This is a genomic window from Cryobacterium sp. Y82 (genome assembly GCF_002929495.1).
GTDB classification, from domain to species: domain Bacteria; phylum Actinomycetota; class Actinomycetes; order Actinomycetales; family Microbacteriaceae; genus Cryobacterium; species Cryobacterium serini.
Genome location: NZ_PJJJ01000034.1, coordinates 97448 through 121680 on the forward strand (window position 1 = coordinate 97448; position 24233 = coordinate 121680).

The window sequence follows — 24233 nt, forward strand, 5'->3', positions numbered from 1 at the left end:
TAGTGAACTTCGATCGTCAAAGGTTAAAGTTCACTAGAGAAGTTCGGTGAGCAATGATCTTTCGTCTCGGGAGTCTCCGTCGGTGACCCACCGGTACACGATCATTCTGGCTGAAGAGGATTTCAATGAACACGTCGCACCGCCGTTACCTGCCCGCAATCCTGCTCGTCGGCGCGATTGGCTTGTCTGGTTGTGCCAGCACCTCCACTGACGCTGCCGGAGACGTCGGCTGGGCCGCCGCGACCTCGGTCGAAGCCGGCGGGGGGCTGGACAGCCTTGTCCGTGCTGCGCAGGATGAAGGCACCCTGAACGTCATGGGACTGTATCCGGACTGGGCCAACTACGGAGTATTAGTCGAGGAATTCACGGCGACCTACGGCATCGAAGTAGACAACGACACCTCGGCCGGTTCCAGCCAGGACCAGATCAATGCCATCAAGAATCGCATCGGCCAGAGCAGGTCCCTCGACTACCTCGACACCGGAGTTTCCTTCGCCAACAGCGCCAGTGCTGAGGGGCTCCTGGCTGAATATCGTCCTGCCACGGTTGCTGACATTGACTCGGCGCTGACGGACACCGACGGTCGGTGGACGAATCAGTACGGCGGTTATGTCACCATCGGGTGTGACGCGGCGGCAGTGGCGGTGTGTCCCACATCTTTCGCCGAACTCGACGACCCGCAGTACGCCGGCAAGGTAGCCTTGACCGGAAACCCTGCCCAGGGCGAATCCGGCTTCAACGCGGTTTGGGCCGCAGCGATGGCGATGGGCGGCAGTCTCGACGACATCCAGCCAGGTATCGACTTTATGGCGAATTTGTCGGCGAGCGGCATCCTCATTCCGGTCGAGGCCAACGCTGGCACGCTGGAAACCGGTGAAACCCCCATCATTATCAACTGGGACTACCTGAATTTGGCCGTCGCCGATGACACTGCCGCGGCTGGTGTCGACTTTCGGGTTGCCATCCCGACGGACGGCACTATGGCGTCTTACTATGCCGCGTCGATCAACGCAGACGCCCCGCACCCCGCTGCGGCGCGCCTCTGGATCGAGTTCATGTACTCCGACGAGGGCCAGAACATCCTGCTCAATGGCTACACCCGACCCGTGCGTTTTGACGCACTGGTCGAATCCGGTGCTGTCGACATGGCTGCCGCCGATAGGCTCCCGACCGTCACGAACGGCTTCGAGTTTCCGTCCGAAGCCCAGCGCAGCGCCGCCAACCTGCTCCTGGCTGAGAAGTGGGACGCAGCGGTCGCCTCGTGACGCTCACAGTGACGAGGAGCGATGCACCATCCGGCACTGATCCGGTCGACCGGGCAGCGGATCTCGTTCATTCGTTGCACGCCCGGCCCGAGCGCCGAGTCAACGCCTCGTTCATGGGGCTCATCCCTTTTCTCGTCTTCATCGCGCTTTTTCTGGGCGTGCCGGTCTTCGGTATCGTGCTGGCGGCATTCCGAGTGGCCGACGTCAACGACCCGGGAAACTATGTGCCCAGCCTCGCCAACTTTGTGGCCAGTTTTCGGGGGGCGTCCTGGGATGCAATGCAGAACAGCCTGCAAATTAGCGTGATCGCAGCCCTGACCGGTGGCATCATCGGTCTCGCCCTCGCGCAAGCCATTCTCACCACGCGCTCCAAGAAACTCACCGCCGTGGTCACCGTGCTCACCAGCGTGCTTGCCAATTCCGGGGGCGTTCCCCTCGCATTCTCCTTCATCGCGGCGGTCGGCAACGCGGGCATCATGACGGGGCTCCTGTCACTGACTGAACTGGGTTTTACCCTTTACAGCAGCGGCGGACTCATTCTGATGTACCAGTATTTTCTGATACCAACCATGGTCATGGTCGTTCTGCCCACCCTGGCCGGCCTGCGCCTGGAATGGAAGGAAGCGGCGGCATCCGTGGGGGCAACCAGCTGGCATTTCTGGAAGAAGGTTGGCTTGCCGATCGCCACTCCGGCGATTCTGGGCGGATTCGTCCTGCTCTTCGGCGCGTCATTTGCGACCCACGCCTCGGCTGCGGCCCTGATCGGAGGCGGCGGAGTACCCCTCATTACCCTGCGCATCGACAGCGGACTGGCCGGTGGCAACCTGGCCGGACAGGAGAATGTGGCCATGGCGCTGGGCGTCAACATGATCATCGTGGCCCTGCTGGTCTTACTCGTCTACATGCCGCTGCAGAAACGGAGCCTGAAATGGTTCAAATGAGGCAGTCAACGCGTGCGGCTCGCGGCATCCGTGTCGTGGCGCCGGGGCTCAGCTGGGCCTTGATCATCTTGGTGGCGCTCTACATTGCGGTGCCGATGATCTGCGCATTGGCTTTCAGTATCTACGTGCCCACCACCGGATTTACCTTTGAGCCGTATGTAGAATCGGTGCGCGACCCGGGATTTTTCGGTGCGCTCTCGCTGACGCTGCTCATAACTGTTCTGACCGTTGTCGGGCTGCTGGCCATCATGGTTCCGACCATGGTTTATCTCCACCTGAAGGCGCCCCGGTGGCGCCCGGTTATGGAGATCCTCTGCACGATCCCCCTTGTCGTGCCGTCAATCGCTCTAGCGGCCGGATTAGTCACCGTGCTGCGCAGCATGGCCAGTTTCGGTCGCGGTTCTGCGCCAGCTCAGATCAGCCAGCTGCTACAAAACCCCGACCTGCCCATCGTCCTGGTCGGCAGCTACATCGTCTTGACCCTGCCATTTGTATTTCGATCGCTCGATGCTGGTCTGCGCACCATTGACCTGCGCACCCTCGTCGAGAGCGCACATTCACTCGGGGCCAGCGGCGCCACAGTGCTCCGGCGTGTCGTTCTGCCCAACATTAAAGGCCCGGTCATCTTCTGTACTTTCTTCTGTATTGCTCTGTGTCTGGGTGAATTCACAATGGCGGTGACGCTGGGCTATCGAACCCTGCCGGTTTGGCTCACTCAAATTGCCGGATCCAATTTTCGCGCGTCAATCTCCATGTCCCTCCTCATCAACGCCCTCACCTGGGCACTGTTGATCGCCATGACCGTACTCGCCGGACGGGCAGCTCCTGCGCGCGCCCTGGCCTTGAAAGGACACGAATCGTGACGCTTGCAGCAGCAACAGTTCACCCCCGAAGTGCAACGGGGGCCCGCATCGAGTACACCTCGGTGAGCAAAAAGTTTGGTGACACCACCGTGCTCACCGGCCTTGACCTCACAGTCGCACCCGGGGAGTTCGTCGCGCTGCTCGGGCCTTCTGGTTGCGGAAAAACAACAGCGTTGCGTATTCTCGCCGGGTTCGAGACCGCGTCGAGCGGTACTCTTACGGTTGACGGGCGCGATGTATTGCAGGTCCCGGCCCACCGTCGCGGCATTGGCATGGTGTTTCAGTCGTACAGCCTGTTTCCCAACCTCAGTGTGGCCGACAACGTAGCGTTCGGACTCGTCGTGCGACGCGAAGGCAAGGCCAAGCGGGTAGCGAAACTGACCTCTCTGCTCGATCTGGTCGGGCTGCCCGGTTTCGCAGATCGGTTTCCGGCCCAACTTTCCGGCGGGCAGCAGCAGCGCGTCGCGCTCGCACGGGCCCTCGCAGTTGAGCCTCGGGTGCTGCTCTTGGACGAACCGCTATCGGCTCTGGATGCCAGGGTGCGCGCCTCGCTTCGGGAGGAGATTCGCAACCTGCAGCTCCGGCTCGGGATCACGATGCTCTTCGTCACCCATGATCAGGATGAAGCGCTAGCGATGGCCGATCGGGTAGCGGTCATGCGGGGCGGTGGAATCGAACAGATTGATCAGCCGGGGATTCTCTACGACCAACCGAGTACTGATTTTGTTGCTCGTTTCGTTGGTACGACCAACCAACTCGTTATCGCCCGCGGCGCGGCCGTCCCCGAAGTATGGGCACCTCACCGTGATGGCGATCGCGATTTGCTCTATGTGCGGCCCGAATTGCTCATGCTGGAGGCGTCCGAGCGCGGATCTGCCCACATTGTTTCCCACGTTTACCGCGGTGCGACCACTCGTATCACGGCCAAGATCGAGGGTGACATTAGCCATGGAAGTTCCGAGATCAAGGTCGACGTTCCTTCCGCTAGCGTCACCGAGTTACCTATCGGCCTGAGAGTTCGGGTTCGACTTACGGGGCGCCCGGCGCTTCGGATGGAGGCATAAATGCAAGTCCAATTTCTCAACACCAGCATTGACGTGAGCGCGAGCTTGCTGCCGGGTGCGGCATCCGCAATCATCTTTGACTGCGACGGACTGCTCGCGGACACCGAGGACCTCTGGTTGCGGGTCGTGGCGGCGTGCGCGAACGCGCGCGGCGCGACCCTGACCGACTTGGCCACGTTTCGTGGTGGCTCCATCGATGACGTAGCGGCACAGCTCGTGATGGTCCTAACGGATGCCGGGCTTCCGACCCCTCTGGTGGGTGAATTAGAGGTATCGCTCTCCGAAGAGTTTCAATCCCTCATCGCCCGGGAGGCGACCTCGATGCCGGGAGCTGTGGCCCTGGTGAGCGAACTCGCGTCACGATTCCCCGTCGCGGTCGCGTCAAACAGTCCGCGTGCGCTGCTCGATCAGATCCTGGATCGTATCGGTGTGCGGGACTTGATTACGTGTTCCGTCGCCCGGGATGAGGTGTCGGCGGGCAAACCCGCGCCGGAGCTGTACGTAGCTGCCCTCCGCAAACTGCACGAACTCGATTCGTCGGTAACCGCCGAGACCGCCGTCGCCTTTGAAGACTCGGCGGTGGGGGCGGTGGCAGCGATGAGCGCCGGACTGCTCGTCGTCGGCGTCAACGCTGACCCGGCAGTGGACCTCGACTGCCACGTGCGGCACACCACTCTGCTCGACGAAGAACTCATCGATTGGGCCCGCATCGTTGACCGGGAGAAGCCCGTGCAATTCGGCCCGCATACCCTCGCACACGGCGCTTTCGACACGGTGACGTCGACTCTGACCGTGCAGTGCCAGTATCCGGCCGAACAGTCGGCGCGAGTGCAGGTTTATGCGCAGGGTGACTGTCTGTGGAACGAGTTGCCGGCAGGTCGCCCCGTGGCATCGGCATCCGTGCTGACCGAAAGCAAATCTGTATCAATGGATCTGGCCCATCTTTCTGAAGGGACCTATCGTTTTCTGCTGGTGACGGATGGTGTAGTACCGGAATGGAACGGGCGGACCGGTGAGTTCACGGTGCGCTCCATGCGGCCAGAGGGGCAGGCCGCAGCTCCTCAGGCAGCGGCGCCCGCCGCGCTCACTCCGGAATTGCCGGAGCAGGGTGTGACCGCCATGTCCTGGAATCTCTGGTTTGGCGGATGCCACTCCAACGACGGTCAGGCCAAGCAGGTCGCGTACCTTCGGGAATCTCCCCACTCGATCGTGGCCCTGCAGGAGTGTTTCGGGGATCATGGCCGTCGTTTGGCGGCAGCGATGGGGTGGAATATCGCGCAACAGGGACAGGACACCGCGGTGATAAGTCCGTATCCCCTGGCGCTTCATCGTACCGAGACCGATTCGTTTGCTACCTGTGCCACCGTTTTCACGCCGACGGGCGCCGTCACGGTGTGGTCCGTACACCTGTGGCACGCTGACTACGGCCCCTATACCGCTGGTGATGCTCGTATTCCTGCGCGCCATACCCTCGCCAGCCGGGGCGAACGCCGGCGCACAGCCGAACTCGCGGAAATTTTGTCTGAACAGGGTCGGCTCGAGAGTGAGGGCGTCGTGTCTGCACAGGATCCAATTCTCGTCATGGGCGATTTCAACGTTCCCTCGCATCTGGACTGGAAGCCGGAGCACCGCGCTAATAGCGTCAAGTGGCCCGCCTCACGCATGCTCGAGGTCGCGGGGTACGCCGATGCATTTCGAGTCGTTCATCCCGATGTTGATGCCGTGCCCGGACACACCTGGTCCCCTATAATCCTGGCTGGTGAGGAGCCTCGAGATCGGATTGACTTCATCTTTAGCCGTGGCGCGCGTGCTTTAGAGGCGTTTACCGTCGCCGCTGAGACAGAGAGCGCGGCACCCCCGATGCTTAGCGCCACCGGAAAGCGCCGTGTTGGCCTGGGCGGAGATATTCTGGGCCACCACCTGGAGAATGTATGGCCGACCGACCACGCAGCTGTCGTGGCTCGGTTAGCGTGGAATTGACGGAGGGTCCCGGGCCGAATGGGAACATGCGCCTCACCGCGCTGCCTCTGCCGCTGCACCTAAAATGAGAATATGAGTTCAGCGCACGGTTCGGGAAGCTTCGGGTCGCGGCCAGCCGTCGGTATGAAACGCGGCCGGGTGAGCGGGGCGGACGCTGCGGCGCAGCGGGCCGAGAACGCCGAGGCACCGCGGATTCCGCACCTGTTGCAGCGTATTTTCGTGCTGTTTTCGCCGCACCGCAACACCCTCATCGTTACCGTCGTACTCGTTCTGATCAGTGCCGCTCTCTCGGTCGTGCCGCCGCTTCTCACCCAGCGAGCCTTCGACGACGGACTGTTTCCGGCCGGGGACACCCCCAACCTCTCGGTTCTCGGCGTTCTCGTTGCGCTCATGCTCGGTGTATTCCTGGTCAATGCGCTGCTCGGTGTCTGGCAGACCTGGCTTACGGCGACGGTGGGCAACAAGGTTATGGGCGCTCTGCGCGTAAGGCTGTTCACCCACCTGCAGGCGATGGAACTGAGCTTCTTCACCAAGACCAAGACCGGCGTCATTCAGTCGAGGCTGCAAAACGACGTCGGTGGCGTCGCGACGGTTCTGACCAACACCATTTCGAGCATCCTCGGCAACACCGTCACGGTGATCGCCGCGTTCGTGGCCATGTTGTTGTTGAACTGGCAGCTGACGATCGTGGCCGTGGTGCTGATGCCGATTCTCGTTTTCGCGCAGCGCCGCGTCGGTCAGGTGCGGGCGCGCATCGCCGGCAAGACCCAGGAGTCGCTGTCGGACATGACTGCAATCACCCAGGAGACCCTGAGTGTCTCGGGTATTTTGCTGTCCAAAAGCTTCACCCGGCAGCAGAACGAGATCGACCGGTACGCCGAGGAGAACCGCAACCAGGTGCGCCTGCAGGTGAGCCAGCAGATGAGCGGCCAGTGGTTCTTTGCCACGGTGAGCGTGTTCCTGTCGGCGATCCCGGCGATCGTGTATCTCGTGGCCGGGGCGCTCGTATTCAACGGCACGACCGACCTCACACCCGGTACGATCGTGGCTTTCACGACCGTGCAGGCGCGCCTGATCTTTCCGCTGCTCGGCCTCATGCGGGTCGCGCTCGATCTGCAAACGTCGTCTGCGCTGTTCGCGCGCATCTTCGAGTACCTCGACCTGAAGCCGGCGATCAGCGACAAGCCCGGCGCTGCTCGAGTGCCGTCGGCCGGAGCGGGTCGAGGGCGGGTGGAGTTCGACCGAGTGCGGTTTGCCTACCCGGACGCTCACGGTGACGCGCGCCCGACCCTCGACGACGTGTCCCTGACGATCGAGCCGGGCCAGTTCGCCGCGTTTGTCGGGCCGTCGGGCGCCGGCAAGACCACCGTCTCGTACCTGATTCCGCGTTTCTACGAAGCCTCAGCCGGCCGCGTGCTGTTCTCCGGCCACGATGTGCGCGACCTGCAACAGGAATCGCTTGTGTCCCACATCGGCATCGTGAGCCAGGAGACCTACCTGTTCCACGCGACCATCGCCGAGAACCTGCGCTACGCCAAGCCGGAGGCAACGGATGCCGAACTGGTCGCTGCCGCCCGCGCCGCCAACATTCACGACACCATCGACTCCTTTCCGGAGAAGTACGACACCATGGTGGGGGAGCGCGGCTACCGGCTGTCCGGCGGTGAGAAGCAGCGCATCGCCATCGCGCGCGTCTTACTCAAAGACCCGCCGGTGCTCATCCTCGATGAGGCCACGAGCGCGCTCGACTCCATCTCGGAGAGTGTGGTGCAGGCCGCGCTCGACACCGCGAGTCATGGTCGCACCACGATTGCGATCGCGCACCGCCTCTCGACGATCGTCGACGCCGACGTGATCTTCGTTGTCGAAGCCGGCCGTATCGTGGAGCGCGGCACCCACGCAGAATTGCTCGCCCGCGGCGCCGTCTATGCGAGCCTCTACGCCCGCCAAATCACCACGAGCCCCGCCGTCTAACTTCCCGGGCCCGGGCCCGGAAACCGGGCCCATGATAGATCGTGGGCCTGGTTCCGCAAGGTGGGCCAGACGCGCGGAACCCAATGCACCGAGATGGTGGGGGCTACGAACGCTCGGCGAGCATGCCCGTCATGAGGTCGATCTCGGATTCCTGGCTCAGCACCACTGAGGTAGCCAAGGCCTGCACGGTCGCGTTCGTGCTGCGCTTTAGAACGGCCTCGGCCATTTCGATCGCGCCCAAGTGGTGAGCGATCATGATGACGAGAAACTGCCGCTCCGCTTCCACACCGGACGCCGCGGTGAGCACGGTAATCTGCGCCGGGGTCGCCAGCCCGGGCATCGGTTCTCCGGCGACGTGTCCGGCGTCAGCGTTGGCCGAGTGAGACGAATCGTGCGTGTCACCGGATAGGCCCGACCGGGTCATCCAGGTCATCGACGGTTCGGGAGCGAATTGCGGCAGCCCCCAGACGGCGAGCCAGCCCGACATCTGCCCGCTTTGCTTGGCCTGCGTCGTGGCAATGTCGTAGGCAAGCAACCGCACGGGGGCGTCGTCGGTGCGATCGCGCACGATCAGGGCAAGTTCGACGCCTTGATTATGGTGCTCTTGCATGTCCCGGGAAAAGCCAGCCTCGGCACTTGTCGTGTCAGGGGTGGCGTCGACGATCGTGCTCAGACGCCCCGCCGAGAAGGCCGCAGCGCCAACGACGATCGCCGTGATCACGACAGTGACGGTGATGGCACGCAAAACCGAGCGGCGTTGGCGCGGTGGGTGAGCATCCGCCGTGGGCTGGGGGTGGTCAGAAGTCACGGGTTGAGCGCGGCTTAAGAAGCTTTGCCGGGTGCGTCGATCCCACCGGAGCAGGGGGCGCCGTCTTCTGGCACGTTGGTGCTCTTCCAGAATTCGGTGAGGTACTCGGCGATGCGCGGGTCGTCAGCGCTGTCGACCTGCAGCTGGGAATTCCAGCCGCTCAGCACGATCGGTGCGGGAATCCCTTCGAAGGGTGACAGCACAACGTAGCTGGAGGGCAGTTCCGTCTTGAGCCGGTCGAGCTCAGCGTCGGAGATCGATGGATCGTAGGTGACCCAGATGGCACCGTGTTCGAGTGCGTGCACGGCGTTTTCGTTCGGAACCGCCTGTTCGTACACGCCGCAATTGAGCCAAGCCGAAGCGTGTTCGCCGCCAGCTGGCGGCGTCTGCTCGTAGGTGACGGCGGTCTTGACGTGGCCGGCTGCGTTTGTGAAGGTCTCGACACCCTCGATGGTCGACGCGTCGCCCGCGCCGCCGCCGGCATAGTTGGCGGCCTTCGGCGTGAGCACGAACGCGGTCACGATCAGGGCGATGATCGCGACGATCGCCACAGCGCCGCCGATGATTCCGATCAACCGGTTACGCTTGCCGCGCTTTTGCTGGCGGTGGTATTCCTCCAACTTTTTCGCGCGCTTTGCGGTGCGTTCTTCCTTGATCGACGCTTTGTTCACGGGGGAGCCGGGCTGGGGGGTCACGAGGGCCTCTCTGTTGGATCTGCTTCTATTCGAACGTATCAGCCGTCCCTGTAGCTTCCCCCGATGACGCTCTCACGGTAATTTCTCAGCCTAATGGCCGGATCTCGGCGCCCGTTAGAGTAGAAAGGCGACCGCTCATCGTCGTCTTGTTGCGGTCGCTAGTCGATTTCGTACGAACGCGCCGGCCAGCGCTGAATCGGTGAGCAAATCCGAGGCCGCGCCCGCCCGAGGGCGTTGGGCCCGACAAAAGGAATTTTATGAAGATCGCAAACACCGTTCTTGACCTCATCGGTGACACCCCGTTGGTCAAACTCCACAAGATCACCGAAGGCTTGACCGCAACGGTGCTCGTGAAGCTCGAATACCTCAACCCGGGCGGGTCGGCGAAGGACCGCATTGCGGTGCGCATTATCGATGCCGCCGAGCGCGACGGCCTGTTGAAGCCTGGCGGCACAATCGTCGAACCCACGTCGGGCAACACCGGCGTCGGCCTGGCCCTGGTGGCCCAGCAGCGCGGCTACAAGTGCGTGTTCGTGCTGCCCGACAAGGTCGGCGAAGATAAGCGCAATGTGCTCACGGCCTACGGCGCCGAGATCGTCGTGACCCCGACATCCGTTGCGCCGGACGACCCCGAGTCGTACTACAGCGTCTCCGACCGGCTGGCCCGGGACATCCCGGGAGCGTTCAAGCCCAACCAGTACTTCAACCCGAACGGCCCGCTGAGCCATTACGAGACCACCGGCCCCGAAATCTGGCGTGACACCGACGGCACCGTCACCCATTTCGTCGCCGGGGTCGGCACCGGGGGCACCATCACCGGTACCGGCCGCTACCTGCGCGAGGTCTCGAACGATGCCGTGCGCATCATCGGAGCGGACCCGGAAGGCTCGGTCTACTCCGGCGGTACCGGCCGTCCCTACCTGGTCGAGGGTGTCGGCGAGGATTTCTGGCCCGGCGCCTACGATCCAACGGTCGTGCACGAAGTCATCGCCGTGTCCGACGCCGACTCCTTCGCCATGACCCGCCGGCTCGCCCTCGAGGAGGGAATCCTCGTCGGCGGCTCCAGCGGCATGGCCGTTGTTGCAGCCCTGCGCGCGGCCGAGAAGCTCGGCCCCGATGACACGATCGTCGTGCTGCTGCCCGACGGTGGTCGCGGCTACCTCGGTAAAATCTTCAACGACGGCTGGATGCGCAGCTACGGTTTCAGCAACGCCCCGGTCGGTCACACGGTCGCGAATTTGCTGGAATCGAAGACCGGGCGCCTGCCAGCCCTGGTGTACGTGCATCCGAGCGACACCGTGCACGACGCGATCGAGACCATGACGAGCCAGGGAGTGTCGCAGCTGCTCGTGCTGAGCGCTAAACCGCCGGTCGTCATGGGCGAGGTACTCGGCGCGGTTGATGAGCGTGCCCTGATGGGCCTCGTCTTCTCCGGCGACGCGAAGCTCACCGATCGGGTTGGCTCAATCGTCGGTGATGCGTTGCCGCTGATCGGGGTCAACGAGCCGGTGGCGGCTGCCCGCGCAGCCTTCGCCGACCACGACGCGCTGCTGGTGACCGACGGTGGCAAGCCGCTCGGCGTCATCACCCGGCATGACCTGCTCAGCTACCTGAGTGCCTGATCTTTTTCACAGAGGAGCCCACAATGACCGATAATCAGAAATTCGACACGATCGCCATCCATGCCGGTCAGGCCTTCGACCCGACCACCGGCGCAGTCATTCCGCCGATCTACCAGACCTCCACCTACGTTCAGGACGGCATCGGCAACCTGCGTGGCGGCTATGAGTACAGTCGTGGCGGCAATCCCACCCGCACCGTGCTCGAAACGCTGCTTGCCGCCCTTGAAGGTGGCAAGCACGGCCTGGCGTTCGCGAGCGGACTCGCCGCTGAGGACACCATCCTGCGTGCCATTCTCAAGCCCGGCGACCACGTCGTGCTCGGCAACGACGTCTACGGCGGAACCCACCGCCTCATCAACCGGGTGCACGCCGCCTGGGGTGTGCTCAACACGACGGTCGAGATGAGCGACCTCACAGCGGTCGAAGCGGCCATCCGCCCCGAAACGAAAATCCTCTGGGTGGAGACACCGAGCAACCCGCTCATGAAGATCAGCGACATCGCGGCGCTCGCCGAGATCGCGCACCGGCACGGCGTAGTCGCGATCGTCGACAACACTTTTGCGTCGCCGGCGCTGCAGCATCCGCTGGAATTTGGCGCTGACGTGGTTGTGCATTCGACCACGAAGTATCTCGGCGGCCACTCCGACGTGCTCGGTGGTGCGCTCATCATCAATGACGACGAGCTTTACGAGAAGGCCCGGTTTCTGCAGTTCGCGGCCGGCCCGGTGTCGGCTCCGCTCGACTCCTGGCTCACCGTGCGCGGCATCAAAACGCTCTCGGTGCGCATGGAACGGCACTGCAGCAATGCCCAGGCCATCGCGGAATTTCTCGACGGCCACCCGGCCATCGAACGGGTGTATTACCCGGGACTGCCCGGCCACCCCGGGCACGACCTGGCGAAAAAGCAGATGTCCGGCTTCGGTGGCATGCTCTCTCTCGCATTCGTCGGCGGAGCCGCTGCTGCGCGCTTGTTCGCCGAATCGATGCACCTGTTCCAGCTCGCCGAATCGCTCGGCGGGGTCGAATCTCTCGTGAACTACCCCTCGGAGATGACGCATGCCTCGGTGCGCGGCACCGAACTTGAGGTGCCCGACAATATCGTGCGCCTCTCCGTCGGCATTGAAGATATTGCCGACCTCATTGCCGACCTCGAGAGCGCGCTACCCCGCGCCTGATTGACGGTCGCACGGTTCATATTTCGCGGGCTGGGCCCATGTTAAGGAAGTGGGCCCATGATCTATCATGGGCCCACTTTCCGGGCCCGGGCCCGGAAAGTCGACGGCGTGCTCTCGCCCAATGACACCCTGGTCCGCGCCATCATCACCTCGGTGAAGTCTGCCGGCAAGTCGGTCCCCGTCGTCACCGGTCAGGACTCCGAAGTGGAGTCGGTTAAGTCGATCATGGCCGGCGAGCAGTATTCCACCATCAACAAGGACACCCGCGTTCTCGTGAAGCAGGCCATTGACATGGTCAAGACCCTGCAGACCGGCGGCACTGCCGAGACCAACGATGACACCTACGACAACGGCAACAAGATCGTTCCGGCGTTCTTGCTCCCGCCGGTCATCGTGACCAAGGACAACGCGGCCGAGGCATACGCCAACGACCCGAAGCTGTCCCCGCTGACCAAGTAGCGCGCAGCACCTACTGCTAAATCGAACGGCCTAACGGGCCGGTCGCCACTTCGGTGGAGACCGGCCCGTTTCTGCGTGCCTGGCGGATCGCTTAGTTGACCTGTCGGATGCCCCCGAGTGCCCACGCCGCGACACGCCGTCGGTGATTCCACAGGCAAAATAATGTCGCCTGGGAAGCCTGTGGATAACTGGTTGCGATTCCGCGGAATTCAGGCACTTTTGCGTCGTCAAGCTGTGGGCAAAATGTGGAATGTCGGTGGATAACTACACAATTGTAATTACTGCATGTAGTGGCTCTTGAGTCCGGCGATCACTAGATGTAGTATTGGAAGTCCAGTCAGGCACTACAGCCGGACGGTACACTTGCTCACTTTGCACGACGATCCCTGACGGTTTCTCATCGGAGATCAAAGAGTTTTATCGAACATACTTGCGAAGTATATCGAACAGATTTAGACTTTACCAGCCAAGAAGAAAGGCCATAACCATGGCAATCACCGTTTACACGAAGCCCTCCTGCGTACAGTGCGCGGCCACCTACCGTGCCCTCGACAACAAGGGCATCGAGTACGAGGTGCTCGACCTCTCGGTCGACGAAAACGCACTGGAGGCCGTCAAGGCTTTGGGCTACCTACAGGCGCCCGTCGTTATCACCGACGAAGAGCACTGGTCGGGCTTTCGCCCCGACAAGATCAACGCACTCGCTGCTCGCCTCGCGTAGCTCACGTCAACCAGCACGCCACCACTCACCCGGATGTCTTGCCGATCAGAATCGCCGCAACAGATGACTGACATCGTGTATTTCTCGAGCACATCGGGCAACACTCGCCGCTTCGTCGAGAAGCTCGGTCGGAAAGCAGCGCGCATACCTCTCCATACGCGCGAAGAGCCGCTCGTGGCCACGGAACCGTACGTGCTGTGCGTGCCCACCTATGGTGGCGGCAGCGAGGGCGGGGCTGTGCCCAAGCAGGTCATCAAGTTTTTGAACAACGAGACCAATCGGTCGTTGATCCGCGGCGTCATCGGCGCCGGCAACATGAATTTCGGTACCGCCTATTGCCTGGCCGGCGACATCATCGCCGCCAAGTGTAAGGTGCCGCACCTCTATCGCTTTGAAGTATTTGGAACACCGGATGATGTGCGCATCGTTCACGACGGATTGGAAGAATTTTGGAAACAACAGCCGTGAAAATCACGCCCATCGACGCCCCGCTGGGTATGGATTACCACTCGCTCAACGCGATGCTCAACCTGTACGGCCCGAACGGAGAAATCCAGTTCGACAAAGACCGCGAGGCAGCCCGCGAGTTCTTCCTGCAGCACGTCAACCAGAACACGGTGTTTTTCCACTCGCTGCGTGAGCGCCTCGACTACCTGGTCGAGAAGGAATACTACGAGCAGGCCGTGCTCGACCAGTATTCGTTCGAGTTCATCACGAGCCTGAACGATCTGGCCTACTCCAAAAAGTTCCGTTTTCAGTCGTTCCTCGGTGCATTCAAGTACTACACCTCCTACACGCTCAAGACCTTCGACGGCAAGCGGTACCTGGAGCGTTTCGAAGACCGTGTGGTCATGACCGCGCTGGGTCTCGCATCCGGTGATGAGAAGCTCGCCGTTGCCTTGGTTGAAGAGATCATCGCCGGTCGCTTTCAGCCGGCGACCCCCACCTTTTTGAACTCCGGCAAGGCCCAGCGCGGTGAGCTCGTCTCGTGCTTCCTGCTGCGCATCGAAGACAACATGGAGTCGATCTCACGCGGCATCAACTCCTCGCTGCAGCTCTCCAAGCGTGGCGGCGGCGTGGCCCTGCTGCTCAGCAACATTCGTGAAGCCGGCGCACCGATCAAGCAGATCGAGAACCAGTCCAGCGGCATCATCCCCGTCATGAAGCTGCTCGAAGACTCCTTCAGCTACGCCAACCAGCTCGGTGCCCGCCAGGGAGCTGGCGCTGTCTACCTGCACGCGCACCACCCCGACATCATGCGTTTTCTCGACACCAAGCGCGAGAATGCCGACGAGAAGATTCGCATCAAGACCCTCTCGCTCGGTGTCGTCATTCCCGACATCACCTTCGAGCTGGCCAAGAACGACGACTGGATGTATCTCTTCTCGCCCTATGACGTGGAGCGCGTCTACGGCGTGCCCTTCGCCGACATCTCGGTGAGCGAAAAGTACCACGAGATGGTCGACAACCCGCGCATCAAGAAGTCCAAGATGAAGGCACGCGAGTTCTTCCAGACCCTCGCCGAGATTCAGTTCGAGTCGGGCTACCCGTACATCATGTTTGAAGACACGGTGAACGCGGCGAACCCGATCGAGGGTCGCATTAACATGTCGAACCTGTGCTCGGAGATTCTGCAGGTGAACACCCCGACGACCTACAACGAAGACCTCTCGTACAACGAGATCGGCAAGGACATCTCCTGCAACCTCGGGTCGATGAACATTGCCCTGGCCATGGATTCCGGCGACCTCGGACGCACCGTCAATGCCGCCATTCGCGGCCTCAATGCGGTATCGGAGCAGAGCCACATCAGCTCGGTTCGGTCGATCGAAGACGGCAACGACCGCTCGCACGCCATCGGTCTCGGCCAGATGAACCTGCACGGCTACCTTGCCCGTGAGCGCGTCTATTACGGCAGCGAAGAGAGCATTGACTTCACCAACATCTACTTCTACACGGTGTTGTTCCACGCGCTGCGCGCCTCCAACGCCATCGCCATGGAGCGCGGCCGCTCCTTTGAGGGCTTCGAAAACTCCACCTACGCGTCCGGGGTGTTCTTTGACAAGTACACCGACCAGGTCTGGGAGCCATCGACCGTGCGCGGCGCCGAGCTGTTCGCCCAGGCCGGAGTGTCGATTCCGACGCAGGCTGACTGGGCCGAGCTGAAGGCATCCGTTGTCAAGCACGGAATCTACAACCAGAACCTGCAGGCCGTGCCGCCGACCGGGTCGATTTCGTACATCAACAACTCGACCGCGTCGATCCACCCGATCGCGGCGAAGATTGAAATTCGCAAGGAAGGCAAGCTGGGTCGCGTGTATTACCCGGCGCCGTTCATGACGAACGACAACACCGAGTACTACCAGGATGCTTACGAAATCGGCTACGAGAAAATCATCGACGTGTATGCGGCGGCGACCCAGCATGTAGACCAGGGCCTCTCGCTGACCCTGTTCTTCAAGGACACCGCGACCACCCGTGACATCAACCGCGCCCAGATCTACGCTTGGAAAAAGGGCATCAAGACCATTTACTACATCCGCCTGCGTCAGATGGCGCTCGAGGGCACGGAAATTGAAGGTTGCGTGTCCTGCGCACTGTGAGCAAAACGCGCTCAAGTGAGTTTGCTGTAAATTTCTGAATAACTGTAGTGGTACGGCTCCCGGAGGAACCCATGATTGACAAGCTCAAACTGGTGTCGCACGTTGATGCGATCAACTGGAACAAGATCGAAGACGAGAAAGACGTCGAGGTCTGGAACCGGCTGACCAACAACTTCTGGCTGCCGGAGAAGATTCCGCTCAGCAACGACATCCAGTCGTGGAACCAGCTCACGCCGGTCGAGCAGCAGCTCACCATGCGCGTGTTCGCCGGGCTGACCCTGCTCGACACGATCCAGGGCACCGTCGGCGCCGTGTCGTTGATTCCGGATGCCATCACCCCGCACGAAGAGGCCGTCTACACGAACATCGCGTTCATGGAGTCGGTGCACGCCAAGAGCTACTCCTCGATCTTCTCGACGCTCGCCTCCACCAAGGAGATCGACGAGGCGTTCCGCTGGTCGACCGAGAACGAGAACCTGCAGCGCAAGGCCTCGATCGTGATGGATTACTACCAGGGCGATGACCCGCTCAAGCGCAAGGTCGCCTCGGTGTTGCTCGAGTCGTTCCTGTTCTACTCGGGCTTCTACCTGCCGATGTACTTCTCCAGCCGGGCCCGCCTGACCAACACGGCCGACCTCATCCGTTTGATCATTCGTGATGAAGCGGTGCACGGCTATTACATTGGCTACAAGTTTCAGAAGGGTCTCGAGAAGGAGACGCAGGAGCGTCGCGACGAGATCAAGGACTACACCTTCAACCTTGTGTTCGAGCTGTACGAGAACGAGGTGCAGTACACGCAGGACCTGTACGACGAGGTCGGCCTGACCGAAGACGTCAAGATGTTCCTGCACTACAACGCCAACAAGGCACTGATGAACCTCGGCTATGAGGCGATCTTCCCGAAGGACGTCTGCGACGTGAACCCGGCGATTCTCTCCGCCCTCTCACCGAACGGCGACGAGAACCACGACTTCTTCTCGGGCTCGGGATCGTCGTACGTCATCGGCAAGGCTGTTGTTACCGAAGACGACGACTGGGACTTCTAGGGACACGCACAAGGACCCCGTTGCCACCTATCCAGTGAACCTGGCTGCTGGCAACGGGGTCCTCGGCATCTCTCGCCCGATGCAAATGATGCTCCAGTTTTGTCACAGACAGCGAACAGCTCGGGACGTCGGCACGAACCTCCGGCCGCAGCGGCTGACGGAGTAAAGGAAGGCCTACTTGCTTGACAGCTTGAGGAGGCCGCAGAACCGTGCATAGCCTTGGTTCGTTAAGTCACAGGGTGAGTCAACCATTTCATGCGAGAGCGCTTCGCTCAGGCTGGAGCGACTGAACGATGACAGAGCCCAACCCAACGGGGGGACGATTGTGGGACGGGTGGATGGTGCGACGACAACGACACCATCGGGAATTACATCGTGGAGGTCTTTCTGAGTTTCAGCGCACTTCGTTTCGCCGTCCACAGCGGTCTGCTGCTCCGCCGGCGTTCCCGCGTGCGAGCCTCCTGGTGTCGGGCAGGATGCCGCCAGGCTCGCGGTGATGCGCTGAACCCACGCGTTCTGGTCAGATTGCTTCCCTTTGGCGCTGAATCCGACGATGGGCACCAACGGTTCTGCGGTAATTTCTGACACCTTGTCCGCTAGGTCGAAGCCAGCTCCATTTCGAAGGAAGAGCAGGATCGGCATCGCATAGGCACCGACTTCGGGGTCTACCGTGGCGTTGTAGCCGCGAATCGCGTTGGCGATATCGGGTGCAATGTCGGAAATTGTGCCGAGCCCGGAACCTTCCGCATATCCGCCGTCGATGAGCTGACTGTCGGTGCCCGCTGTGCACTCAGCAGTACCGCTCGGCAGTCGACCAGCAGGCGTGATAATGGGAAACCGCCCGGAGAGCATCGCCGCAGCCGCCCAATCGAGGGAGAGTGAGCATTGGTCACCGTGCATGAGGTCCAGAGATCCGCTGGCAGCTGGTTGGCTGGCGGACGACGAGCAGTCCAGGGGAGGATCGACCTCCAATCCAGTGGAGTCACCTGCTTTCGGAGTGCCCGTGGCCGCAGACTCGTCTGGCGCTGTCAATTGGCTGACCAGAACGCGGCACTTCGACCTGGCGTCCGTCGAGTTGAGAATGATGAAGCCTGTCCCATCCCGAGGGTCCCGGTCGAACCGGTCGCCGAGTTCAGGGACTGAACCAATCCAATTCGCTTCGATGAGCGAAGCGCGGTCCCGCCACATACCACTGCCAATGCCTCCCGCAGACGGAATGTGGATTCCGAGAGTGGAGGCAATGAGATCGCTCGAGAGAAGACCGGACACCGCTGTCGCTACGGTAGCTGGGCCGCCGAGCTTCTGGAGCTTGGTATCCCATTCTTTCGAATCGCGCACGACGTGAGTGAGAGCGAGTCCGACGGAACCACCGCTCACGCCGCTGGAGACGAGCACCGCCTCAGAGAGGCATCCGCCGTGAGCGTCCAACTGAGCGAGCACTTCGGTCGTCCAGAACGCGGCGCGGATGCCCCCGCCCTCGGCCGCAACGACGACGACTGGTTTGACTACTCTGCCATCAGGCGTGGTTGCCAGACATTTGGTCTTTATGAGCCGTTTCAGCAAAGGGGACGGTTCATTGGTGGCGGTCGCGACCGCAGCTGCTGCACCTGCGGCAGGAGGGCTCTCGGCCATGGTGCGGACGGCATGTACCGTCGGGTCTGCTCCCCCAGTCGTGTACAGGGCCGAAAGCGCGAGCGGGATCGTAATGGCAAGGGTGAGCACCGGAGCAGCCCGCAGCCGCAGCAATTTAAACAGTGGGTGAAGTTGATAGTCCTGCAGCACCACGGTGAATGCTCCCAGGATCGCAACCCACGCACTCAGGAGCAGCACGGTGACACCGACGCCTCCGAGGATGCGAGGAATGTCGAGGGGAAGTACGGTGACCGCCAGGATAATTAACGCCCCGACGCAGAGAATGCCGAATAACCACCAGCGCGCGGTTTGGAGGTGCTGCTGTGACCGCACGGGCACTGGGTTGTTGTGAGCGGCAAGGCTCTGTAACCACTGTCGCGGGTTGAGGTTGGACCTGACCCACAGTGCCTGACGAGCCGTGAAATATTCTGGATTGAGACTATTGAGTAACCGCGGTGAGTAAACCGCGACCAGGATTCCGACCACAAACAGCAAAACGGAGAAGGGCCACTTGTCAGGCTCCAGCCCCAGGAAGACCGGACCAGTGAACGAACGAACGAGTCCGAGGCCGCCGACAGACAGCACGACGACAGCGAGAACGTCGCCGACCAGCCAGGTGTAAATTGCCCGTTCAGGATCGGAAACCGCATTCGCTTTGCCCCGGGAATTTGGGAAACGCTTCATCAGCAACACGACTACGAGCACGAGAGGTATCGACAGGAAAGTGATCGTCATGTGCGGGTTGAATTGGGCCAGCCCTGCCGACCATGCGAGGCCCTCGACGAAGGCGACTGTCCCCGTTATCATCGCCGCGACGGCCCAGGCGCCGACAGGGATAAGCCACCACAGCCATTGCCGGCCTGGGGCCTTGTTGCTGTCGAGAATCATCCGCACCCTCGTGTCGATGCTGGCACGGGTGCGTTGCCGACCGAGCACGAAGCTCACCAGTGATGCCAGCATCAGGGCGGCTGCGGCAACGATCAGGTGGACCAAACCGGTGCGCCAATCGTCAAGCCACTGGCGCTGCAGGTCAGGAAGCTGGTCGAGGACACCATCCGAAGGGACGCAGGACAGGCCGATGAGTACGACGACCACTACTGCCGTCAAACGATGCACCCAGATTGCCTGTAGGACGCGGGAACCAATACGCGAAAGCGTTGAGCGCGTTCCAGAATTGCGAAGAATTGCAACTGCGAGCAGGATGGCAAGCGCCCACTTTATCGTCGCGACAAGGGCCACGGTAAAGGGTATAACTGTGAACGAAAGGGCGGGAAAATAGATAAGTATCAGCGCGCCACAGAGGACCAGGATTAGCTCCACAAGCTCGGCCACAACGAGCCAGCCGAGGAGGAGCCCGGATATTCGAACGCCGTCCCCGACTGCGCGGTGCAGTAGTCGCTTCAGCAATTGCACGTAGGAGAGCACGAAGACGGCGTCAATCACCAGTGAAGCGATGATCCAGCTGCCCGTCCCAGCGGGAAGTTCACTTGATGCCCAGCCCGCCCAGGCCGACTGCTCGGTAAACGCAAGGGGACCGATCACCACGTTCAGCTGATGGCTTCGGCCGTCAGAGCCCATCACGCCCGCAATGAGACGATCAATCTCCCCGAGAGCGATCAGGGTAGCCAACGCCACCATCGCCCATTTTAAGAAGACCACCCCACGTCGAATCCGGCCCCTCACGGGAGTCGCCATTGGGGCCATGACTTGCGGCCCATAAACTCGTGGCCCGTTGACTTGCGACACCTGCGGCTCCTTTGCTCACGCGCCGATGTCGGGCACCAACCGGGTGCGACAGACCCGCGTATTATCGTGTCTGGTTGAGTCAGAGTCCAGCTGGTAAAGCAGCTCATTGGACATCCGCTTGATTTTTCGTGACCACGCCCTGCATAGCTACAGCCGGGCCTATTCCCCGCATGCCGGGGCGTACGAACGAGATCCCAAGAACTCCGCCCAGTCCTGCTGGGTGAGTACTCGTCCGGCGATCTGACACGTACGTTCCTCCCGCACCGCCGGTTCGGCGACGACCTTCTGCCAACGCCCGTCGGACTGTTCGAGGGCTACGGTGCGCTCATTGCACACCCGTTCTGTCTTCACGCCGGCGCGCGAACGCGGCGATGCCGGCCTCGCGCATCCGCCCCTCTGCGGTGAGCTTCTCGACCAACGCAATGTTGACGCTCGACCAGGTGCTCGCGGACTTACGCGGAGTCCAGCGCTGGCGCCGCGCATCTTCGTCGATGTGCTGGGCTACGGAATCGATCCAGCCGAAGCACGACGCTTCGAGAACGGCCTGCTCCCAGGTGAGCCCGCCGTCGGGCACGTGCTTCTTGTGAAGGCCCCTCCAGAGTTTCGCCGCGGTGGCATGGTTCGCCTCAAGCCAGTTGCGAAACTCCTCGGGCGTGGCGAAGAAGATCGCCGGCCGCTCTGGCGTGCCGCCCGGGGTGGCGATCGTCGTGGTCATGGCCTGAGTCTGCCAGAACGCACCAGATTGTGGCTCACACCATTGTCCAGCGATGAAGTGAAAATGGGCACTGGTGCGATCGCGCCGACCGAGACTAACGTGAGGGCGTGCCCGCTGCTGTGGTTGACGCCAAGAGCGCTCACGCCGCCGGCGTGCAGCGCCTTCTGCAAAGCTATCGCGCCGTTCCCGCGACGGCACCGATTCGACTGGCCAAGTCCACCTCCAATCTGTTCCGCACACGCACTAAGAACAGCGCGCGGGGCCTCGACACGTCTGGTTTGACCGGCGTCATCGCCGTTGATGTGGCGGCGCGAACGGCGGATGTGGCCGGCATGTGCACCTATGATGACCTCGTGGCTGCGACGCTGCGCCACGGGTTGGCGCCTCTGGTCGTGCCGCAGCTGAAGACCATCACCCTCGGCGGCGCGGTGACCGGTCTCGGCATCGAGTCGACGTCGTTTCGCAACGGTCTGCCGCACGAGTCGGTGCTGGAGATGGATATTCTCACCGGCGCCGGGGAGATGATCACCGCGTCGCCCGGCCAGAACGCCGACCTGTTCCGCGCCTTCCCCAACTCCTACGGGACGCTGGGTTATGCGGTGCGCCTGCGCATCGAACTCGAGCCCGTCAAGCCGTTCGTCGCGCTCACGCAGGTGCGGTTCCACTCGCTCATAGACCTGGTCGCGGCGATGGACGGCATCATGGCGACCGGCCGCCTCGACGGCGCTGCCGTCGACTACCTCGACGGCGTGGTGTTCAGTGCCGATGAAAGCTACCTCTGCGTGGGTCGTCAGACCAGCGCGGCCGGCCCAGTCAGCGACTACACCGACCAACAGATCTACTATCGCTCCATTCAGCATGAGCGCGGGGCGACGGATGACCGCCTCACCATCCACGACTACCTGTGGCGCTGGGACACAGACTGGTTCTGGTGCTCCGAGGCGTTCGGCGCACAGCATCCGCTGATTCGCAGGATCTGGCCCGGGCGCTACCGGCGCAGCAGCACCTATGCAAAGCTGATGAAGCTCGAACAACGGTTCCACATCGGCGAGCGCATCGAGAAACTGAGCGGCAGGCCGCCCCGCGAGCGAGTCGTACAAGACGTGGAGATCCCGATCAACCGGTGCGCGGAGTTTTTGGACTGGTTTCTGAACACCGTACCGATCGCGCCGGTCTGGCTGTGCCCGCTGCGCTTGAAAGACGATGACCGTTGGCCGCTCTACCCGATCCGGCCCCAGCAGAGCTACGTCAACGTCGGCTTCTGGTCGACGGTACCGGTTGGATCCAGCGACGGGGCGACGAACCGGCTGATTGAACGCAAAGTCGGCGAACTTGACGGGCACAAGTCGCTGTACTCCGACTCCTACTATTCCCGGCCGGAGTTCGACGAACTCTACGGCGGGGACAGCTACCGAGCCCTAAAAAATCGATACGACCCCGAATCACGTCTCCTCGACCTCTACGCGAAGGCGGTGCAACGACGATGACCACGTTTAAGGATCGGGCAACGGATGCAGCGGATGCAACGGATGCGGCGGCGGGAAGGCTCAGTCTCGCCCAGGTGCTGGAGATTTTGGCCGGGGGCCGCCTGCCGGTGCGATTCACCGCCTACGACGGGAGCGCAGCCGGACCGCAAGGCGCGCCGTTCGGGCTGGATCTGCTGACGCCGCGCGGCACGACCTACCTCGCCACGGGTCGCGGCGACCTCGGACTGGCCCGCGCCTATATCGCCGGCGACCTCGAGATGCACGGGGTACACCCCGGTGATCCCTATGAACTGCTCAAGGCGCTTGCCGACAGCCTGGTCTTCACTCGGCCACCGGCGCGGCTGATGGTGGACATCATCCGTTCTATCGGTGTGGGGCAGCTGCGCCCGATCGCGCCGCCGTCGGAAGAAGCACTACCGCGCTGGCGTCGCGCCATCGGGGGGATCCGGCACAGCAAGGGCCGCGATGCCGAGGCGATCCACCACCACTACGACGTCTCGAACCGGTTCTACGAGTGGGTGCTCGGGCCATCGATGACGTACACCTGCGCCTGCTACCCAGGCGACGAGGCCTCCCTCGATGAGGCACAGGAGAACAAGTATCGGCTCGTGTTTGAGAAGCTTCGGTTAAAGCCGGGCGACCGGTTGCTCGACGTTGGGTGCGGCTGGGGCGGCATGGTGCGTTACGCCGCACGCCGCGGTGTGCGGGCCGCCGGAGTGACGCTGTCGAGCGAGCAAACCGTGTGGGCGCAGCGCGCCATCGCCGAGGAGGGCCTGAGCGATGTCGCGGAGGTTCGCCACGGCGACTACCGCGACATCGCAGAAACCGGCTTTGACGCGGTGTCGTCCATTGGGCTGCTCGAGCACATCGGAGTGCGCAACTATTCGTCGTACTTCGGTTTTCTGCGTTCCAGGCTCCGCCCCGGCGGTCTGCTGCTCAACCACTGCATCACGCGGCCAGAGAATCGAAGCGAAGCGGCGACCCGCGGGTTCATCGATCGCTACGTCTTCCCCGACGGGGAGCTCACCGGCTCGGGCCGGATCATCAGTGAAGCGCAGGATGCGGGGCTCGAGGTGCTGCACGAGGAGAACCTGCGTCAGCACTATGCGCTGACGCTGCGCGACTGGTGCACCAACCTCGTCGCGCATTGGGACGAGGCGGTCGCCGAGGTCGGCCTCCCCACCGCGAAGGTGTGGGGGCTGTACATGGCGGGCTCACGGCTCGCGTTCGAGAGCAATGGGATCCAGCTGCATCAGGTGCTGATGGCCAAGCCCGACGGGGGTGCCGGTCTCGGCGAGCTGCCGTTGCGGCCGTGGTGGACGCCGTAGCCCCCGATCCGTGAAGCAGTGGGGATGCGCCGGCCGCGGCCTGATCGTTTCACCGATCCGACCGTCGTGATGACCGTTTGGCGCAGCACGAAGACGCTCGTCGACCAGT

Annotated in this window: 18 protein-coding genes and 1 pseudogene; 15 read left to right on the forward strand and 4 right to left on the reverse strand. The window is 62.3% G+C overall.

What is annotated here, in order from left to right:
- Positions 1-125: 125 nt before the first annotated feature.
- The 6 genes from CXY70_RS11420 (at position 126) to CXY70_RS11445 (ending at position 8087) form a co-directional block, all read left to right on the forward strand.
- Positions 126-1265 carry an extracellular solute-binding protein gene (locus CXY70_RS11420; RefSeq protein WP_104192494.1) on the forward strand — a complete coding sequence of 380 codons (1140 nt, stop codon included), beginning with the start codon at positions 126-128 and terminating at the stop codon, positions 1263-1265.
- Positions 1262-2206 (forward strand): ABC transporter permease subunit, encoded by a 945-nt coding sequence (locus tag CXY70_RS11425; protein ID WP_158250967.1) that lies wholly within the window; start codon positions 1262-1264, stop codon positions 2204-2206. Before CXY70_RS11420 ends, CXY70_RS11425 begins: the two co-directional genes overlap by 4 nt.
- Positions 2203-3069, forward strand: a complete 867-nt coding sequence (locus CXY70_RS11430; RefSeq protein ID WP_233205898.1) for an ABC transporter permease — start codon at positions 2203-2205, stop codon at positions 3067-3069. The genes CXY70_RS11425 and CXY70_RS11430 overlap by 4 nt, the downstream gene beginning before the upstream one ends.
- Positions 3066-4133 carry an ABC transporter ATP-binding protein gene (locus CXY70_RS11435; RefSeq protein WP_104192497.1) on the forward strand — a complete coding sequence of 356 codons (1068 nt, stop codon included), beginning with the start codon at positions 3066-3068 and terminating at the stop codon, positions 4131-4133. Before CXY70_RS11430 ends, CXY70_RS11435 begins: the two co-directional genes overlap by 4 nt.
- The gene (locus CXY70_RS11440; protein WP_104192498.1) at positions 4134-6113 is read left to right on the forward strand and encodes an HAD family hydrolase; all 1980 of its coding nucleotides are present in this window, start codon (positions 4134-4136) and stop codon (positions 6111-6113) included.
- A 72-nt stretch (positions 6114-6185) separates the two neighbouring features.
- On the forward strand, positions 6186-8087 hold the full coding sequence (locus CXY70_RS11445) for an ABC transporter ATP-binding protein (protein WP_233205899.1): 1902 nt from the start codon (positions 6186-6188) through the stop codon (positions 8085-8087).
- Between the two features lie 103 nt (positions 8088-8190).
- On the opposite strand, the gene CXY70_RS11450 is transcribed toward CXY70_RS11445, so the two are convergent.
- Both CXY70_RS11450 and CXY70_RS11455 read right to left on the reverse strand, forming a co-directional pair.
- The gene (locus CXY70_RS11450; RefSeq protein ID WP_146066122.1) at positions 8191-8895 is read right to left on the reverse strand and encodes a DUF305 domain-containing protein; all 705 of its coding nucleotides are present in this window, start codon (positions 8893-8895) and stop codon (positions 8191-8193) included.
- A 14-nt stretch (positions 8896-8909) separates the two neighbouring features.
- Positions 8910-9590 carry a DUF3105 domain-containing protein gene (locus CXY70_RS11455; protein WP_104192501.1) on the reverse strand — a complete coding sequence of 227 codons (681 nt, stop codon included), beginning with the start codon at positions 9588-9590 and terminating at the stop codon, positions 8910-8912.
- Between the two features lie 257 nt (positions 9591-9847).
- Between CXY70_RS11455 and CXY70_RS11460 the strand changes: the two genes are divergently transcribed.
- The 7 genes and pseudogenes from CXY70_RS11460 (at position 9848) to nrdF (ending at position 17216) form a co-directional block, all read left to right on the forward strand.
- Positions 9848-11212, forward strand: a complete 1365-nt coding sequence (locus tag CXY70_RS11460; protein ID WP_104192502.1) for a cystathionine beta-synthase — start codon at positions 9848-9850, stop codon at positions 11210-11212.
- 23 nt (positions 11213-11235) lie between these two features.
- Positions 11236-12387, forward strand: a complete 1152-nt coding sequence (locus CXY70_RS11465) for a cystathionine gamma-synthase (protein ID WP_104192503.1) — start codon at positions 11236-11238, stop codon at positions 12385-12387.
- Positions 12388-12486: 99 nt separating this feature from the next.
- Positions 12487-12846 (forward strand): annotated as a pseudogene (locus CXY70_RS11470) (substrate-binding domain-containing protein); the annotation flags it as partial.
- Between the two features lie 487 nt (positions 12847-13333).
- Positions 13334-13567 (forward strand): glutaredoxin-like protein NrdH, encoded by a 234-nt coding sequence (gene nrdH / locus CXY70_RS11475; protein ID WP_104127791.1) that lies wholly within the window; start codon positions 13334-13336, stop codon positions 13565-13567.
- A gap of 63 nt (positions 13568-13630) precedes the next feature.
- Positions 13631-14035, forward strand: a complete 405-nt coding sequence (gene nrdI / locus CXY70_RS11480; protein ID WP_104192504.1) for a class Ib ribonucleoside-diphosphate reductase assembly flavoprotein NrdI — start codon at positions 13631-13633, stop codon at positions 14033-14035.
- Positions 14036-14064: 29 nt separating this feature from the next.
- A complete protein-coding gene (nrdE, locus tag CXY70_RS11485) occupies positions 14065-16170 on the forward strand; it encodes a class 1b ribonucleoside-diphosphate reductase subunit alpha (protein WP_104192617.1) in 2106 nt (701 codons plus the stop codon).
- Positions 16171-16241: 71 nt separating this feature from the next.
- Positions 16242-17216, forward strand: coding sequence for a class 1b ribonucleoside-diphosphate reductase subunit beta (gene nrdF, locus CXY70_RS11490; protein WP_104192505.1), 975 nt, complete (start codon positions 16242-16244; stop codon positions 17214-17216).
- Positions 17217-17390: 174 nt separating this feature from the next.
- On the opposite strand, the gene CXY70_RS11495 is transcribed toward nrdF, so the two are convergent.
- Both CXY70_RS11495 and CXY70_RS11500 read right to left on the reverse strand, forming a co-directional pair.
- Positions 17391-20486, reverse strand: a complete 3096-nt coding sequence (locus CXY70_RS11495) for a hypothetical protein (protein WP_104192506.1) — start codon at positions 20484-20486, stop codon at positions 17391-17393.
- A 433-nt stretch (positions 20487-20919) separates the two neighbouring features.
- Positions 20920-21309, reverse strand: a complete 390-nt coding sequence (locus CXY70_RS11500) for a YdeI family protein (RefSeq protein ID WP_233205900.1) — start codon at positions 21307-21309, stop codon at positions 20920-20922.
- A gap of 107 nt (positions 21310-21416) precedes the next feature.
- Here CXY70_RS11500 and CXY70_RS11505 point away from each other — a divergent pair, with 107 nt between their 5' ends.
- A complete protein-coding gene (locus tag CXY70_RS11505; protein ID WP_104192507.1) occupies positions 21417-22796 on the forward strand; it encodes an FAD-binding oxidoreductase in 1380 nt (459 codons plus the stop codon).
- Complete coding sequence (locus CXY70_RS11510) at positions 22793-24124, forward strand: class I SAM-dependent methyltransferase (RefSeq protein ID WP_104192508.1); 1332 nt, start codon at positions 22793-22795, stop codon at positions 24122-24124. Before CXY70_RS11505 ends, CXY70_RS11510 begins: the two co-directional genes overlap by 4 nt.
- The last annotated feature ends 109 nt before the right edge of the window (positions 24125-24233 follow it).